This window comes from Teichococcus aestuarii (assembly GCF_042651065.1).
In the GTDB taxonomy this organism is placed as follows: Bacteria; Pseudomonadota; Alphaproteobacteria; order Acetobacterales; family Acetobacteraceae; genus Pseudoroseomonas; species Pseudoroseomonas aestuarii.
Window position 1 is genome coordinate 1 of sequence record NZ_JBHSCH010000084.1, and the last position, 16,807, is coordinate 16,807.

The following is a 16,807-nucleotide window of genomic DNA, read 5'->3' on the forward strand; positions in this document are numbered from 1 at the left end:
GATCGCCGCCGTCAGCGACGTCTTGCCATGGTCCACGTGCCCGATCGTACCAATGTTGCAGTGCGGCTTGTTCCGCTCAAACTTAGCTTTCGCCATTGTCTTCAGTCCCCGATCGGGTGTCGTTACCAGCGGTAGTGGCTGAAGGCCTTGTTGGCCTCTGCCATCCGGTGCGTGTCTTCGCGCTTCTTCACGGCCGTGCCGCGGTTGTTGGCCGCGTCCATCAGCTCGGAGGAGAGGCGCTCTTCCATGGTGTGCTCGCCACGCTTGCGCGCGGACTCGATCAGCCAACGGATGGCCAGAGCCTGGCGGCGCTCCGGGCGGACCTCGACGGGCACCTGGTAGGTGGCACCACCGACGCGGCGGGAGCGGACCTCGACGGCCGGCTTCACGTTGTCCATCGCCTCATGGAACAGGCGCAGGGGGTCGCTGTTCGGACCGCCGCGGCGCTTCAGGGTGTCCATGGCGGCGTAGACGATACGCTCGGCCGTGCTCTTCTTGCCGTCATACATCAGCACGTTCATGAAACGGCTGAGGACGATGTCACCGAACTTCGGATCCGGCAGAACTTCGCGCTTCTCGGCGCTGTGGCGACGCGACATCGCTCTCTTCCCTTACTTCGGCCGCTTCGCGCCGTACAGCGAGCGCCGCTTGCGCCGCTTGGCGATGCCCTGCGTATCCAGAACGCCGCGCAGGATGTGGTAGCGTACGCCGGGAAGGTCCTTCACGCGCCCGCCGCGGATCAGCACCACCGAGTGCTCCTGCAGGTTGTGACCCTCACCCGGGATGTAGCTCACGACCTCGTGGCCGTTCACCAGGCGAACCTTGGCCACCTTACGCAGCGCCGAGTTCGGCTTCTTCGGAGTGGTGGTGTAAACGCGCGTGCAGACGCCACGCTTCTGCGGGCAGCCCTGCAGGGCCGGAACCTTATTACGGCTCGGCTTGGGCTCACGCCCCGTGGCGATGAGCTGGTTGATCGTCGGCATGACGCCCCTTCGTGCCCTATTTCGAACGCCCAGGCCCTTGACAAGCAAGAGCGCCCGCAAAGGCGGCGCAGCAGCGCCACCCCTCGGGCTTGTCCCGCCCTCGGCCTCAGCCCCTGAAGTAGAGGCGGCGCCGGTTGCCCAGAACCTGTCGTCCAGAACTCCGCAAGCTATGTCCCTATGGCGGACAAAGCCCCGTCGAGGGCGCGGAACCTACGCCCCGACCCCCAATGAGTCAAGCGCGCCGCACCCCCGAACACCTGAATCCGGGCCCTTGAAAGGCCCGGCTCCCATGCACCCGGCGCAGGGCCGGGTTTGTGGGGGCGTGAATCCCCGCAAGGGGCACCCCCGAAGCGGCCGCGAGGAGAGAGAGACCCCCTCCCCGCGGCCTGATCCGCTTACTCGGCGGCCTGGCTGCCCGGCTTGGGCAGCGCGCCCTGGCCCGGCAGGCGCTGGCCGTCCCGCTGGGCGGCGAGCGCCCGCAGGCGGTTCATCACCGAGCCCGTGCCGGCCGGGATCAGCCGGCCGACGATGACGTTCTCCTTCAGGCCCGCTAGGTAGTCGACCTTGCCGGCCACCGCCGCCTCGGTCAGCACCCGGGTGGTCTCCTGGAAGGAGGCGGCCGAGATGAAGCTGGTGGTCTGCAGCGAGGCCTTGGTGATGCCCTGCAGCACCGGCTCGGCACGCGCCGGGCGCTCCTTGCGGGCGAGCAGCTTCTCGTTCTCGATCTCGAACTCGATGCGCTCGACCGTCTCGCCCACCAGGAAGGTGGTGTCGCCCGGATCCAGGATCTCCACCTTCTGCAGCATCTGGCGGACGATCACCTCGATATGCTTATCGTTGATCTTCACGCCCTGCAGTCGATAGACGTCCTGGATCTCGTTCACCAGGTAGTTCGCCAGCGCCTCGACACCCAGCACGCGCAGGATGTCGTGCGGCACGCGCGGGCCGTCGACGAGCGGGTCGCCGGCCTTCACATAGTCGCCTTCCTGCACCGAGACGTGCTTGCCCTTCGGCACCAGGTACTCGCGCGGCACGGGCGGCTCGTCGCCCACCTGCTCCGGCACCACCAGGATGCGGCGCTTGGCCTTGTAGTCCTTGCCGAACTCCACGCGCCCGTCGATCTCGCTGATGATCGCGTGGTCCTTCGGGCGGCGGGCCTCGAACAGCTCGGCCACGCGCGGCAGACCGCCGGTGATGTCGCGCGTCTTGGAGCTCTCGCGCGGCAGGCGGGCCACCACGTCGCCGGCCTGGACCTGGGCGCCGTTGTCGACCGAGAGGATCGAGTCCGGCGACAGGAAGTACCGGGCCTCGGCACCGTTGGCGAGCTTGACGATCCCGCCCTTCTCATCCTTCAGGATGATGCGGGGCCGCAGATCGGCGCCCTTCGCCGCCTGCTTGTAGTCCACCACCACGCGGGAGGAGAGGCCGGTCACCTCGTCCTGCCGCTCGACGAGGGTGATGCCCTCGATCAGGTCGGCGTATTCGACGGTGCCCGCCTTCTCGGTGATGATCGGCAGGGTGAAGGGGTCCCACTCGGCCAGCTTCTGGCCGCGCGTCACCTCCGCGCCGTCCTCCAGCACCAGCAGGCGCGCGCCGTAGGGCACGCGGTAGCGGGCGCGCTCGCGGCCATTGGCGTCCGACAGCACGATCTCGCAGTTACGCGACATCACGATCGGCACGCCCTGGCTGTTCGCCACGACGTTGCGGTTCAGCACGGCCACGGTGCCGTCGCTGGTCGCCTCCACCGCCGACTGCTCGGCGCCACGCTGCGCCGCACCGCCGATGTGGAAGGTACGCATGGTCAGCTGCGTGCCCGGCTCGCCGATCGACTGCGCGGCGATGACGCCGACAGCCTCGCCGATGTTCACTGTGGTGCCACGCGCCAGGTCGCGGCCGTAGCAGAAGCCGCAGACGCCGGAGCGCGCGTCGCAGGTGAGCACGGAGCGGATGTAGACTTCCTCGACGCCCGCCTTCTCGATCAGGTCGGCGCTCGGCTCGTCGATCAGCGTGTTGCGCGGCAGCAGAACCTCGCCCGTCGCCGGGTCGGCGATGTCGCGCTGCGCGGTACGGCCGAGGATCCGCTCGGAGAGCGAGGAGACCGTCTCGCCGCCATCCATCACGGCGCGCACGGTGATGCCGCGCTCGGTGCCGCAGTCGTTCTCGACGATGATGCAGTCCTGCGCCACGTCCACCAGGCGGCGGGTCAGGTAGCCGGAGTTCGCGGTCTTCAGCGCGGTGTCCGCGAGGCCCTTGCGGGCGCCGTGGGTCGAGTTGAAGTACTCCAGGACGGACAGGCCCTCCTTGAAGTTCGCGATGATCGGCTGCTCGATGATCTCGCCCGAGGGCTTGGCCATCAGGCCGCGCATGCCGGCCAGCTGGCGCATCTGCGCCGGCGAGCCACGGGCACCGGAATGCGACATCATCCAGACGCTGTTGATGGGCCGGCCGATCTCCTGCTTGGAGATCTCCTTCATCATCGCGCCCGCCACCTCGTCCGTGCAGCGCGACCAGGCGTCGACCACCTTGTTGTAGCGCTCGCCGGCGGTGATGAGGCCGTCGAGGTACTGCTGCTCGAACTCCTTCACCTCGGCCTTGGTGCGCGCGATGAGCCCCTCCTTCTCGGCGGGGATCATCATGTCGTCCTTGCCGAAGGAGATGCCGGCCTTGGCCGCCTGGCGGAAGCCGAGCGCCATCAGCCGGTCGGCGAAGATCACCGACTCCTTCTGGCCGCAATGGCGGTACACCGCGTCCATGACGTCCGAGATGGACTTCTTGGTGAGCTGGCGGTTGACCAGGCTGTAGGGCGTGCGCGGGTCGCGCGGCAGCAGCGCGCCCATCATCATGCGCCCGGCCGTGGTCAGCACCGTCTCATGCCGCTTCGGGTTGCCCTCCAGCGGCGCCGGCACGCGGGCCATGACGGCCGTGTGCAGGGTGATGGAGCCGGCGGCCAGCGCCTGCTCCACCTCGCCGAGGTCGCCGAAGACATAGGGGCGGTGGTTGAGCGCCCGCTTCTCCGCCGCGCCCAGCGCCTCGGGCGCCTTGCCGTCGGTGCCGGCGATCAGCGCCCTGATCTCCTCCAGCTCCTTCTGGGCCGCGCGGAATTCCGGCGTCTCCAGCGAGAGGTAGTAGAGACCCAGCACGATGTCCTGGCTCGGCACGATGATCGGCTTGCCGTTGGCGGGGCTGAGGATGTTGTTGGTCGACATCATCAGCACGCGCGCCTCGAGCTGGGCCTCAAGGCTCAGCGGCACGTGCACGGCCATCTGGTCGCCGTCGAAGTCGGCGTTGAAGGCGGTGCAGACCAGCGGGTGAAGCTGGATCGCCTTGCCCTCGACCAGGATCGGCTCGAAGGCCTGGATGCCCAGGCGGTGCAGCGTCGGCGCCCGGTTCAGCATCACCGGATGCTCGCGGATCACCTCCTCAAGGATATCCCACACCTCGGGACGCTCCTTCTCCACCATCCGCTTGGCGGCCTTGATGGTGGTGGCGTGGCCGTACTTCTCGAGCTTCGAGTAGATGAAGGGCTTGAACAGCTCCAGCGCCATCTTCTTCGGCAGGCCGCACTGGTGCAGCTTCAGCTCGGGGCCGACGACGATGACCGAACGGCCGGAATAGTCGACGCGCTTGCCCAGCAGGTTCTGCCGGAACCGGCCCTGCTTGCCCTTCAGCATGTCGGACAGCGACTTCAGCGGGCGCTTGTTGGCGCCCGTGATGGCGCGGCCGCGGCGGCCGTTGTCGAACAGCGCGTCCACCGACTCCTGCAGCATGCGCTTCTCGTTGCGCACGATGATGTCCGGCGCGCGCAGCTCGATCAGCCGCTTGAGGCGGTTGTTGCGGTTGATGACGCGGCGGTACAGGTCGTTCAGGTCGGAGGTGGCGAAGCGGCCGCCATCCAGCGGCACCAGCGGGCGCAGCTCGGGCGGGATCACCGGCACGACGTCGAGGATCATCCACTCAGGGCGGGCACCGCCCTCCTTGAACGACTCGATCATCTTCAGCCGCTTGACCAGCTTCTTGCGCTTGGCCTCGGAGGTGGTCTCCTTGAGGTCGGCGCGCAGCTGGGTGCTCTCGCGGTCCAGCTCGATGCCGGCGAGCATCTGCTTCACCGCCTCGGCGCCGATGCCGACGGAGAACGCGTCCTCGCCGAACTCGTCCTGCTTGGAGAGGTACTGGTCCTCGGTCAGCAGCTGGTGCAGCTTGAGGTCGGTCAGGCCCGGCTCGAGAACCACGTAGCTCTCGAAGTACAGGACCTTCTCCAGCTCCTTCAGCGACATGTCGACCATCAGGCCGACGCGCGAGGGCAGGCTCTTCATGAACCAGATGTGGGCGACGGGCGAGGCCAGCTCGATATGGCCCATGCGCTCGCGGCGCACCTTGGCCAGCGTCACCTCGACGCCGCACTTCTCGCAGATGATGCCGCGGAACTTCATCCGCTTGTACTTGCCGCACAGGCACTCGTAGTCCTTGATCGGACCGAAGATGCGCGCGCAGAAAAGCCCGTCCCGCTCCGGCTTGAAGGTGCGGTAGTTGATCGTCTCGGGCTTCTTGATCTCACCGTAGGACCAGGAGCGGATCTGCTCCGGGCTGGCGATGGTGATCTTGATCTGATCGAACGTCATCGCCTGGCCGGTCTGGCCCAGGATCTTCATCAGCTCGTTCATGCGGCCGTCCTCTCAAGGTGAGGCCGCCGCGCCGGGGCGAACCCGGCGCGGCTGAGCAAAGTTTGGTTCAGGCTCGGCGAGGCACTCACGCCGGGCGGTTCTCCAGGTCGACGTTCAGGCCGAGCGACTTCAACTCCTTCACCAGGACGTTGAAGGACTCCGGAATGCCCGCCTCGAAGCTGTCCTGGTCGCGGACGATGGCCTCGTACACCTTGGTGCGGCCGGACACGTCGTCCGACTTCACCGTCAGCATCTCCTGCAGCGTGTAGGCGGCGCCATAGGCTTCCAGCGCCCAGACCTCCATCTCGCCGAAGCGCTGGCCGCCGAACTGTGCCTTGCCGCCCAGCGGCTGCTGGGTGACGAGGCTGTAGGGGCCGATGGAGCGGGCGTGGATCTTGTCGTCCACCAGGTGGTGCAGCTTCAGCATGTAGATGTAGCCGACCGTCACCTTGCGCTCGAAGATCTCGCCGGTGCGGCCGTCGGTCAGCTGGCTCTGGCCGGAGGTGTCGAGCCCCGCCTTGTCCAGCATCTGCTCGATGTCCGACATGCGGGCACCGTCGAAGACCGGTGTCGCGATGGGCACGCCCTTCTTCAGGTTCTCGCCCAGCTCGATCAGCTGGTCCTCGGACATGTCCTCGATGTCGCGGCCGAAGATCTCGTCACCATAGACATCGCGGAGCTTGTCGAGCAGCGCCTCGCGCGCCGCGCCGGCCCGGCGGTAATCCTCGACCAGCTCGCCGATGGACTTGCCGATATTGGCGCAGGCCCAGCCCAGATGCGTCTCCAGGATCTGCCCGACATTCATGCGCGAGGGCACGCCCAGCGGGTTCAGCACGAGGTCGACCGAGGTGCCGTCCTCCAGGAACGGCATGTCCTCCACCGGCACGACGCGGGAGACCACGCCCTTGTTGCCGTGGCGGCCAGCCATCTTGTCGCCCGGCTGCAGCTTGCGCTTCACCGCGATGAAGACCTTGACCATCTTCATCACGCCGGGCGGCAGCTCGTCGCCGCGCTGCAGCTTCTCCACCTTGCTCTCGAAGCGCTTCTGCAGCTTCTCGACCGCGGCGTCGAACTCGCGCTTCAGCGCCTCGATCTCGACCATCACGGCGTCGTCCTGCACGCCGATCTGGCGCCAGGTGGCCTTGGCGAACTGGTCCAGCACCTCGTCGTTGATGACGGTGCCGGCCTTCACGCCCTTGAAGCCGCCCGAGGCCTTCTGGTTCAGCAGCCGCTCGCGCAGGCGGGAGTGGAAGCTCCGCTCCTGGATCGACTTCTCGTCGTCGCGGTCCTTGGCCAGACGCTCGATCTCGGCGCGGTCGATCGCCATGGCGCGCTCGTCCTTGTCGACGCCGCGGCGGTTGAACACCCGCACGTCCACAATGGTGCCGGTCGTGCCGGGCGGCAGGCGCAGCGAGGTGTCGCGCACGTCGGAGGCCTTCTCGCCGAAGATGGCGCGGAGCAGCTTCTCCTCCGGCGTCATCGGGCTCTCGCCCTTCGGCGTCACCTTACCCACCAGGATGTCGCCCGGGTTCACCTCGGCGCCGACATAGACGATGCCGGCCTCGTCGAGGTTGCGGAGCGCCTCCTCGCCGACATTCGGGATGTCGCGGGTGATCTCCTCCTGGCCCAGCTTGGTGTCGCGAGCCATCACCTCGAATTCCTCGATATGGATCGAGGTGAAGACGTCATCCTTGGCGATGCGCTCGCTGATGAGGATGGAGTCCTCGAAGTTGTACCCGTTCCAGGGCATGAAGGCGACGAGCACGTTACGGCCCAGCGCCAGCTCGCCCAGCTCGGTGGAGGGGCCATCGGCGATGATGTCGCCGGTCGCCACCTGGTCGCCCACCTTCACCAGCGGGCGCTGGTTGATGCAGGTGCTCTGGTTGGAGCGCTGGAACTTGCGCAGGCGGTAGATGTCGACACCGCGGGTGGTGCCGTCCTCCTCGCTCGTCGCACGCACCACGATGCGGGCGCCGTCGATGCTGTCCACCACGCCGCCACGGCGCGCCACGATGGTGGCGCCGGAGTCACGCGCCACGGCCGCTTCCATGCCGGTGCCGACCAGCGGCGCGTCGGAGCGCACCAGCGGCACGGCCTGCCGCATCATGTTGGAGCCCATCAGCGCGCGGTTGGCGTCGTCGTTCTCCAGGAACGGGATCAGCGCCGCGGCGACGGAGACCAGCTGCTTCGGCGAGACGTCGATCGCCGTCACCTCTTCCGGCTTCACCAGCCGGAAGTCGCCGCCCTGGCGGACGGAGACGAGGTCGGACAGGAACTCGCCGCTGTCGGCGTTCACCTCGGCATCCGCCTGGGCGACCACCAGCTTCTCCTCCTCCATGGCGGAGAGGTAGCGGGGCGAGCCGACGATCTTGCCGTCCTTCACCAGGCGGTACGGCGTCTCGATGAAGCCGTACTTGTTCACCTTGGCAAAGGTGGCGAGGCTGTTGATCAGGCCGATATTCGGGCCTTCCGGCGTCTCGATCGGGCAGATGCGGCCGTAATGCGTCGGGTGCACGTCGCGCACCTCGAAGCCGGCGCGCTCGCGCGTCAGGCCGCCCGGGCCAAGCGCCGAGAGGCGGCGCTTGTGCGTCACCTCGGAGAGCGGGTTGGTCTGGTCCATGAACTGCGACAGCTGGCTGCTGCCGAAGAACTCGCGCACCGCCGCCGCCGCCGGCTTGGCGTTGATCAGGTCATGCGGCATGACGGTGTCGATATCGACCGACCCCATGCGCTCCTTGATCGCGCGCTCCATGCGCAGCAGGCCGACGCGGTACTGGTTCTCCATCAGCTCGCCGACCGAGCGCACCCGGCGGTTGCCGAGGTTGTCGATGTCGTCGATCTGGCCCTTGCCGTCCTTCAGCTCGAGCAGCGTCTTGACCGTGGCCAGGATGTCCTGCTTGCGCAGCGTGCGGATGTGGTCCGGCACGTCGTCCAGGCTGAAGCCCAGGCGCATGTTCATCTTGACGCGGCCGACCGTGGAGAGGTCGTAGCGCTCGGCGTCGAAGAACAGGCCGCGGAACAGGGCCTCGGCGGTCTCCGGCGTCGGCGGCTCGCCCGGGCGCATCACCCGGTAGATGTCCATCAGCGCCTCGTCCCGGGTGGCGTTCTTGTCCACCGCCAGGGTGTTGCGCAGCCAGGGGCCGACATTCTGGCCGGTCGCCAGCGTCGGCAGGGTGTCGATGCCCGCCTGCTCGATCTGCGCCAGCTTCGGCTCGGTCAGCTCCTCGCCGGCCTCGGCCCAGATCTCGCCGGTGGTGAGGTCCACCATGTCCTCGGCGACGAAGCGGCCCAGCAGCTCGGCGCGGGAGACCAGCACCTCCTTGGTGCCGTTCTCCGCGATCTTGCGGGCCAGGCGCGGCGTCAGCTTGGTGTCGCGCTCGGCCACCACCTCGCCGCTCTCGGCGTCGACCAGGTTCTCGATCAGCTTCAGGCCGCGGAAGCCCTCCGGCTGGAAGGGCTGGCTCCAGCCCTTCGGCCCGCGGCGGAACACCACCTGGTCGTAGAAGGTGTTGAGGATCTCCTCGGCGTCCATGCCGCGGACCTCGCCCGGCTCCAGGGCCTCGCCGCGCTCGGCGCGGAGCTGCTCGGTGCGGGCGGATTCCAGGGCGTAGAGCAGCGTCGTGGCGGGCAGCTTGCGCTTCCGGTCCACGCGGACGTAGCAGATGTCCTTGGCGTCGAACTCGAAGTCGAGCCAGGAGCCGCGGTAGGGGATGACGCGGGCGGCGAAGAGGTACTTGCCGCTGCTGTGCGTCTTGCCCTTGTCGTGGTCGAAGAACACGCCCGGGCTGCGGTGCATCTGGCTGACGATGACACGCTCGGTGCCATTGATGATGAAGGTGCCGTTGTCCGTCATGAGCGGCATGTCGCCCATGTAGACATCCTGCTCCTTGATGTCGCGGACCGAGCGCGAGCCGGTATCCTCATCCACGTCCCACACAATGAGACGCAGGCGCACCTTCAGCGGCGCGGCGAAAGTCAGCCCACGCTGGATGCATTCCTCGACATCGTATTTCGGCTCTTCGAGCTCGTACTGCACGAACTCCAGGCGGCCGCGGCCCGCGAAATCGTCGATCGGAAAGACCGACTTGAACACTTCCTGAAGCCCGGTATTCGTGCGAGCGTCCGGATCCACCCCCATCTGCAGGAACGCCTCGTAGGAGGCTCTCTGCACATCGATGAGGTTCGGCATCGGCGCCACCTCGGGCAGCCGCCCGAAAGACTTCCGGATGCGCTTCCGCCCGGTGAACGACTTCGTGATCGCGTTCATGCCCGTCCTGCTTCCCTTCGCTCCGGCCCAACCGTCCCGGCCGGCGGGTCACCCCACCTTCTGGCGCGCCGCAAGATTGCCCTGCGAAACGCAGTCGCGGGCAGGAACCCGAGGGTCCCTGCCCGACTCGCCCAGTCTGACCCGGCCCCACGCATGGCGCGGGGCCGGGACGGTCTTACTTGACCTCGACCTTGGCGCCGTTCTCCTCGAGGACCTTCTTGATCTTCTCGGCCTCGTCCTTGGAAACGCCTTCCTTCACGGTCTTCGGCGCGCCCTCGACCAGATCCTTGGCCTCCTTCAGGCCCAGGCCGGTGATGGTGCGGATTTCCTTGATGACGTTGATCTTCTTGTCACCGGCGCTCGCCAGAGTGACCGTGAACTCGGTCTGCTCCTCAACCGGCGCGGCGGCGGCGCCAGCGGCCGGGGCCGCGGCAACAGCCACCGGAGCGGCGGCGGAGACGCCCCACTTCTCTTCCAGCAGCTTGGACAGCTCGGCGGCTTCCAGAACGGTCAGGCTGGAGAGCTCGTCAACCAGCTTCGCGAGATCGGCCATGGTTTTCTATCCTTCGATGTAATCGCTTGGCATGATGAATGCAATCCCCGGCCGGCGGAGTGAGGCCGCCCGGGGGGTCTTCCGCGAAAGGCGCCTGTTAGGCCGCCTCGTCCTTCTTGGCGTAAGCCGCCAGCACGCGCGCCACCTGCCCGCCGGGTGCCTGAAGCACACCAGCGATCCGCGTCGCCGGGGTCTGGATGAGACCCACCAGCTGCGCGCGCAGGGTTTCGAGCGAGGGCAGGGTCGCCAGGGCCTTCACGCCATCGGCGTTCAGCGTCTGGTTCCCGATTGCCCCGCCCAGGATCACGAACTTGTCGTTACCCTTGGCGAACTCCACGGCGGTCTTCGCCACGGCCACCGGGTCGGTCGACCACGCAAGCGCGGTCGGGCCCTTCAGCAGCGGCGAGATGCCCTGGAAGCGGGTGCCGTCGAGGGCGAGGGTGGCCAGCCGGTTCTTCGCGACCTTATACGTCGCGCCCGCCGCTCGCATCTGGCGCCGCAGATTGCTCACCTCGGCGACCGTCAGACCCTTGTTCTGGGCGACGAGCACAAAGGAAGTATCCGCGAACACCTCCGCGAGGGAGGCAACGAACGCACGCTTCTCCGTACGATCCAACTCCCGTCTCCGTCGGTGGCCGGCCCTTGTGGAGGGGGTCCGGCCGGTTCACACGGGGGCCGACGCAGGTGTTCACCCGCGCAAGCCCCGGTTCGCCTGTCTGAGTCTGCGGAAGACCAAGCCATCACGCCCGGCCGCCTGTGCGGCCAAGGCTGCGATCTCTCTCGGCATCCCCATCTCACGCCTGCGGGGCGGATGCCCCCTTAAAGCCCTTGGGCCACATGCGTTCTCGGACAGGTTTCAGAGGGCGGGCCAGCCCGCCCCCTTGCCCGCGCCCCGCCGGAGCGGAGCGCGTATCTCTGTGGCCCGGCTTACGCCGAGGCCAGCGAGGTGACGTCCACCTTCAGGCCGGGGCCCATCGAGGAGGAGAGCGCCACCTTCTTCACATAGGTGCCCTTGGCGCCGGTCGGCTTGGCGCGCTGGATCGCCTCGACGAAGGCGCGCGCGTTCTCGACCAGCTGCTCCTCCGAGAAGGAGACCTTGCCGATGCCGGCATGGACGATACCGGCCTTCTCGGCGCGGAACTCCACCTGGCCGGCCTTGGCGGCGGCCACGGCGTCCTTGACGTTCATCGTCACGGTGCCGAGCTTCGGGTTCGGCATCAGGCCGCGCGGGCCCAGGATCTTACCGAGGCGGCCGACCAGGCCCATCATGTCCGGCGTGGCGATGCAGCGATCGAACTCGATCTTGCCTTCCTGCACCAGCGCGGCCAGGTCGTCGGCGCCCACCACGTCGGCCCCGGCGGCCTGCGCCTCCTCGGCCTTCGCGCCGCGGGCGAACACGCCGACGCGGACGGTCTTGCCCGTGCCGTGCGGCAGGGAGACCATGGAGCGCACCATCTGGTCGGCGTGGCGCGGGTCGATGCCGAGGTTCATCGAGATCTCGACGGTCTCGTCGAACTTCGCCTTGGCGTTCGCCTTCACCGTGGCCACGGCCTCCGGCAGCGCGAACAGCTTGTCACGGTCCAGACCGGCGTAGATCGCCTTCAGACGCTTGCCCTGCTTGGCCATGATCAGCCCTCCACCACGGACATGCCCATCGAGCGGGCGGAACCGGCCAGCATGCGCACGGCGGCCTCCACGTCGTTGGCGTTCATGTCCTTCATCTTGGTCGCGGCGATCTCGCGCAGCTGCGACTTGGTCACGCGGCCCACCACGCCACCCTTGCCGGGGGTCTGGCTGCCCTTGTCCAGCTTCGCCGCCTTGAGCAGGAAGTAGGTGTTGGGCGGGGTCTTCGTGATGAAGGAGAAGGTGCGGTCGGAGAAGGCGGTGATGACCACCGGCGTCGGCGTGCCGGGCTCCATGCCCTGCGTCGCCGCGTTGAATTCCTTCACGAACTGCATGATGTTCAGGCCGCGCTGACCCAGGGCCGGGCCCACCGGCGGCGAGGGGTTCGCCTTGCCCGCCGGGATCTGCAGCTTGATGTAGCCGACGATCTTCTTCGCCATAGTCGTTCCTCTGCGCTCTCAGAGGCGCGCGGTGCTTGCGGCTGTCCCCGATAGGCTGGGGCCGGGCCTCCCGCGTCCCTGAAGAAAACGCCGCAACGGCCTGGCACGCGGGGAGCGCGCAGCACGGCGTGATTGCGGCGGAGGCGGGCGTATACCCCTCTCTCCCGCGCGAGTCCAGACAAAGACCAGCCCTGCCGCGCATGGCTCCGCTGCCGGCGCGGCAGGTCTGCCGCCGCCGGCCGCCTCAGCCGGCGCCGAGGGCCTGCAGCATCGCCAGGTGCTGCTCGATGCTGGCCACCGCCAGGGTGGAGATCACCCGCTCCTCCCGCAGGCCGCCGCCGCGCAGCGCCTGGTGCGCCGCCAGCAGCTCCCGGTGGCCGAGGCGCTGGCCCTGGAGGTAGAGGGTGTCGAAGGCGTCGCCCTGCAGCGTCTCGAGCTGCTGCAGCATCGCCAGCTTCTCGCCCGGCATCATCACCGTGGCGGGCAGCGGCAGGCCGGCGAGCTGCATGGCCTGCAGCAGCGCCTGCTGCTCCGCCACCTCGAACTGCGCGAAGGCGCGCACCGGCGCCTGCCCGGCGCGGCTGGCGGCGAGCTGGCTGCTGTTGAGCGCGAAGGTGCCGCCCGCCAGCGCCGCCTGCCGTGCTTCCATGAGGTCGGAGCTCATGGCGCCGGCCGGCATCGTCCCCTGCGCCCGGGCGCCGGCGGGAAGCAGCAGGGGGACCAGCGTGGCGCCGGCGAGGGCGGCCAAGGCATTGCGGCGGATCATGACCGTTCATCCTGTTGAGGTGGCAGCCATGGAACCGGCGCGGCCCGCGGTCGTTCCCCCTGCCGGCTCGCCCTCCTCGCGGAGGCCGCCGGAGAGGAAGGATCGCGGCCGCTGGCGGCATCAGAGGGCAGCCGCCCGAAGCCTCTCCCGCCAGATGGACTGCCGGTTCCTGAGTTCGCTGGGGCGGGCCAGGGCCGGAAAATCGTCACGCAGACGCTCGAGCTCCTCGAACCTGAATCCGCCCTGCCCGTGGACGTTCCAGGCGGTCTGCAGCGCGCCATAAGGGCAGCTTCCCTGCCTCAGCGTGAACCACAGGCTATTCTGCTGGGTGTCGAGATGGCGGCTCTGTCCGACCCATGTCTCCCCCGTGGCGACGCAGATGACGGCGAACACGCCATAGCCTGGCTTCCGTTCCTTGTAGGCGGCGCAGGCAGCCTTGCGGGCGCTCCGGTCCATGATTGACCTCCTTTTTCACCCGGGCAATATTAGGCCGAATTTTTACCCGGGTAAATAATCTCATGAATGACTCACCGGACGAAACCGAAAGCCCCGGGGCGGGCAGTTTCGTGGTCTTCGAAGGGTTCGCGCGCCTCGCATCCGGAACCCTGGCCGAGGCCGCGCTGGCGGCGAAGCGGGCGCAGGAACGCGGCACCCGGTCGGCTGTCCTGGTGTTCGACCAGGCCACCGGCGCGGTCACGGATCTCGATCTTCGCGGAACCGAGCCGGAGATTGCCGCCCGCCATGCGCCCCTCGCCCGGCCCGCCACGAAGCGGGGGCGCCCGAAGCTGGGCGTGGTCGCGCGCGAAGTGACCCTCCTGCCACGCCACTGGGAATGGCTGGGCAGCCAGCCCGGCGGCGCATCGGTGGCCTTGCGGAGGCTGGTGGAGGCGGCACGCAAGCTCGACAGTGAATCGGGTGCGCCACGCCGGCGGACGGAAGCCGCCTACCGCTTCATGTCGGCCATGGCGGGCGATCTGCCGGGCTTCGAGGATGCCGCGCGCGCCCTGTTCGCCCAGGACCGGGAGCGGCTGCTGCACTGCATACGGGCATGGGCGCCGGACATCCGGGATCAGCTGCTCCGCTATCTGGGCCCCAGCGGCGAAGCCGGCCCCGGCTGACGGCAAAGGGCTCGGGGGAGGGCTGGGCGCGATCCACGGCGCCAGGCCTCGCCAGCGGCTTCCTGAACAATCGGCCATATTGTTTGTCTGCTAACCATAAGCCCCCTACCTTTCCCGCATGTCCTCCGCCGCCCCGCCCCTGCCCGAGCTGTTCCGCCGCTTCGGCGACCATTTCGTGCGGATCACGCGCGCCTGGCGGCGCGAGGCCGACCTGCGGCTCGCACCCCTCTCCCTGTCCCACGCCACCGCCTCCGCCCTGCTTCTGCTGCGCGCGCGGGGCGACGCGCCCTGCCGGCAGGGCGCGCTGGCCCAGGCCCTCGGCATCGAGCAGCCCTCCCTGGTGCGGCTGCTGGACCAGCTCTGCGCCGCCGGCATGGTCGAGCGCCATGCGGACCCGGCCGACCGGCGCGCCCGCATCCTGCACCTCACCGCCGCCGGGCGGCGGGCGGCGGAACAGGCCGAGGGGCTGCTGGAGGCGCTGCGCGCCGAGCTGCTGGGCACCGCCGCGCCGCAGGACCTGGAGGCCACCATGCGGGTGCTGGAAGGCATGTGGCACCGGCTCGGCGTGAACGGAGAGCAGCCCTGATGCCCGCTTGGCCCGCCCGCGCCGACTGGCTCTATTCCGCGCGCAGCTTCGCCGCCGCCGCGCTGGCGCTGCTCGTCGCCTTCGGGCTGGACCTGCCGCGCCCCTACTGGGCCATGGCCACGGTCTATATCGTCGCCCAGCCCTTCGCCGGCGCGCTGCGCGCCAAGGCGCTGTGGCGGCTGGTCGGCACGCTGTGCGGCGGCGCCTTCTCCATCCTGGTGCTGCCCAACCTGGCCGGCGCGCCGCCGCTGCTGCTGCTGGCCCTGGCGCTGTGGATCGGCGCCTGCCTCGCCGCCTCCTTCTACGACCCCACGCCGCGCGCCTACGCCTTCATGCTCTCCGGCTACACGGCGGCGCTGATCTGCTTCCCCATCGTGGAGCAGCCGCAAGCGGTGTTCGACACGGCGGTCTCCCGCATGCTGGAGATCGGCCTCGGCATCCTCTGCGCCTGGCTGATGCACGGCGTGCTGTTCCCGCGCCGGGGCGTGCCGCGCCTGCTGGCTGCCAGCCGCGCCTGGCTCGCCGACCTCGCCCGCTTCGGCGCGGACAGCCTCTCCGGGGTCCATGATCCGGAACGCTTCGCCGCCGAGCGCCGCCGCATCGCGCGCGACGGCGCGGCGCTGGAGCTGCTGTTCCAGCAGACCCGCTACGAGGCGGAGAGCCGCCGCGCGCCGCAGCTCTGGGCGCCGCACCTGCGCGAGCGCGCCCGCGCCCTGCCGACGCTGATCACCGCCATCGGCGAGCGGCAACGCGGCCTGGCGGCGCTGGACGCCGCGGCGGCGGCGGCCCTCGCCCCCCTCGCGGCCGATGTGGCGGCCTGGATGGCCGCGAGCATGCAGGCCGAGCCCGGGCCGGCGCGGACCCTGGCCGCCCAGCGCCTGCGGCAGCGGCTGGAGGAGGCCGCCCGCGCGCCCGCCCCCGCCGACCCCTGGGCCGCGCTGCTGCGCGAAGGGCTGGTGGAGCGGCTGCGCGAGCTGGTGGAGCAGTGGCGCCAGACCCTGCTGCTGACCGAGCGGCTGCTGGCCGTGCAGCCGGCCGAGGCCGCCCCCGCCCCCGAGCGCCGCGTGCCCGGCCATGTGGACCCGGTGCTGGCCGCCTTCTCCGGCCTCGCCGCCGGCGGCGCGGTGCTGCTGGGCGGGGCCATCTGGGTCGGCACCGGCTGGGCGCATGGCGCCAGCCTGGCGATGATGGGCGCCGTCGCCCTCTGCATCTTCGCCCAGCTCGACGACCCGGCGCCGGCGCTGCGCCTGTTCATCCTCGGCGCCGCCGCGGCGGTGCTGATCGCCGGCCTCTACCAGTTCGCCATCCTGCCGCGCATCGACGGCTTCCCGCTGCTGATCCTGGTGCTGGCGCCGCTCTACCTGCCGGCCGGCGCGCTGATGGCGCAGCCGGCGATGATGGCGCCGGCGCTGGCCGTGGCCGCCACCGTGCCGGCGGTGCTCAACCTGCAGGAGACCTACAGCGCCGATTTCGCCAGCTATGCCGATGGCGGGCTGGCGACGCTGGGCGGGCTGGCGCTGGCGCTGGTCATCACCCGGGTGGCGCGCGCCTTCGGCGTGGCCTGGCGGGTGCGCCGCCTGGCGGGGGCCGACCGGCGGGACCTCGCCCGGCTGGCGGAGGGGCGCAGCGCCGCCGACCTCCGCCGCATCCTCGCCGTCATGCTCGACCGGTTCGAGGCGCTGGCGGCGCGGCTCGGCGCCGTCGATGCCCGCGCCGTGCCGGTCTCCGAGCTGGCCGAGCTGCGCGCGGTGGTGAACCTGCTGCGGCTGCCCGAGGCGCGCGCCAGCCTGCCCGCCGCCCCCGGCGCGGC

Annotated in this window: 14 protein-coding genes; 3 read left to right on the forward strand and 11 right to left on the reverse strand. The window is 69.4% G+C overall.

Annotation, left to right across the window (positions count from 1 at the left end; all coding sequences use genetic code 11):
* The 11 genes from ACFOY6_RS21385 to ACFOY6_RS21435 form a co-directional block, all read right to left on the reverse strand.
* Positions 1-96, reverse strand: a 96-nt coding sequence (locus ACFOY6_RS21385; RefSeq protein ID WP_372624634.1) for a GTP-binding protein, incomplete at its 3' end; no start/stop codon positions are given.
* A gap of 26 nt (positions 97-122) precedes the next feature.
* Positions 123-599, reverse strand: coding sequence for a 30S ribosomal protein S7 (gene rpsG, locus ACFOY6_RS21390; RefSeq protein ID WP_109517968.1), 477 nt, complete (start codon positions 597-599; stop codon positions 123-125).
* 12 nt (positions 600-611) lie between these two features.
* Complete coding sequence (gene rpsL, locus ACFOY6_RS21395) at positions 612-983, reverse strand: 30S ribosomal protein S12 (protein WP_099097356.1); 372 nt, start codon at positions 981-983, stop codon at positions 612-614.
* A 395-nt stretch (positions 984-1,378) separates the two neighbouring features.
* Positions 1,379-5,644, reverse strand: a complete 4,266-nt coding sequence (rpoC, locus tag ACFOY6_RS21400) for a DNA-directed RNA polymerase subunit beta' (protein ID WP_109517969.1) — start codon at positions 5,642-5,644, stop codon at positions 1,379-1,381.
* Between the two features lie 85 nt (positions 5,645-5,729).
* Positions 5,730-9,911 carry a DNA-directed RNA polymerase subunit beta gene (rpoB, locus tag ACFOY6_RS21405; protein WP_109517970.1) on the reverse strand — a complete coding sequence of 1,394 codons (4,182 nt, stop codon included), beginning with the start codon at positions 9,909-9,911 and terminating at the stop codon, positions 5,730-5,732.
* 175 nt (positions 9,912-10,086) lie between these two features.
* The gene (gene rplL / locus ACFOY6_RS21410; RefSeq protein WP_109517971.1) at positions 10,087-10,464 is read right to left on the reverse strand and encodes a 50S ribosomal protein L7/L12; all 378 of its coding nucleotides are present in this window, start codon (positions 10,462-10,464) and stop codon (positions 10,087-10,089) included.
* 97 nt (positions 10,465-10,561) lie between these two features.
* The gene (gene rplJ, locus ACFOY6_RS21415; protein ID WP_099097360.1) at positions 10,562-11,080 is read right to left on the reverse strand and encodes a 50S ribosomal protein L10; all 519 of its coding nucleotides are present in this window, start codon (positions 11,078-11,080) and stop codon (positions 10,562-10,564) included.
* A gap of 311 nt (positions 11,081-11,391) precedes the next feature.
* Positions 11,392-12,090: a 50S ribosomal protein L1 gene (rplA, locus tag ACFOY6_RS21420; RefSeq protein ID WP_109517972.1), complete on the reverse strand. Its 699-nt coding sequence runs from the start codon at positions 12,088-12,090 to the stop codon at positions 11,392-11,394.
* A gap of 2 nt (positions 12,091-12,092) precedes the next feature.
* Positions 12,093-12,527 (reverse strand): 50S ribosomal protein L11, encoded by a 435-nt coding sequence (rplK, locus tag ACFOY6_RS21425; RefSeq protein ID WP_109517973.1) that lies wholly within the window; start codon positions 12,525-12,527, stop codon positions 12,093-12,095.
* Between the two features lie 244 nt (positions 12,528-12,771).
* Positions 12,772-13,293, reverse strand: coding sequence for a DUF4142 domain-containing protein (locus ACFOY6_RS21430; RefSeq protein WP_379652200.1), 522 nt, complete (start codon positions 13,291-13,293; stop codon positions 12,772-12,774).
* 120 nt (positions 13,294-13,413) lie between these two features.
* Positions 13,414-13,749 (reverse strand): GIY-YIG nuclease family protein, encoded by a 336-nt coding sequence (locus ACFOY6_RS21435; RefSeq protein ID WP_379631434.1) that lies wholly within the window; start codon positions 13,747-13,749, stop codon positions 13,414-13,416.
* A gap of 62 nt (positions 13,750-13,811) precedes the next feature.
* On the opposite strand from ACFOY6_RS21435, the gene ACFOY6_RS21440 reads away from it, so the two are divergent.
* From ACFOY6_RS21440 to ACFOY6_RS21450, 3 genes are all read left to right on the forward strand, one after another.
* The gene (locus ACFOY6_RS21440; RefSeq protein ID WP_379631436.1) at positions 13,812-14,411 is read left to right on the forward strand and encodes a DUF2239 family protein; all 600 of its coding nucleotides are present in this window, start codon (positions 13,812-13,814) and stop codon (positions 14,409-14,411) included.
* 118 nt (positions 14,412-14,529) lie between these two features.
* Positions 14,530-14,997 carry a MarR family winged helix-turn-helix transcriptional regulator gene (locus tag ACFOY6_RS21445; protein ID WP_109517977.1) on the forward strand — a complete coding sequence of 156 codons (468 nt, stop codon included), beginning with the start codon at positions 14,530-14,532 and terminating at the stop codon, positions 14,995-14,997.
* The coding region (locus tag ACFOY6_RS21450) for an FUSC family protein (RefSeq protein ID WP_379652201.1) at positions 14,997-16,807 on the forward strand (1,811 nt) is incomplete at its 3' end. The genes ACFOY6_RS21445 and ACFOY6_RS21450, both read left to right, overlap by 1 nt.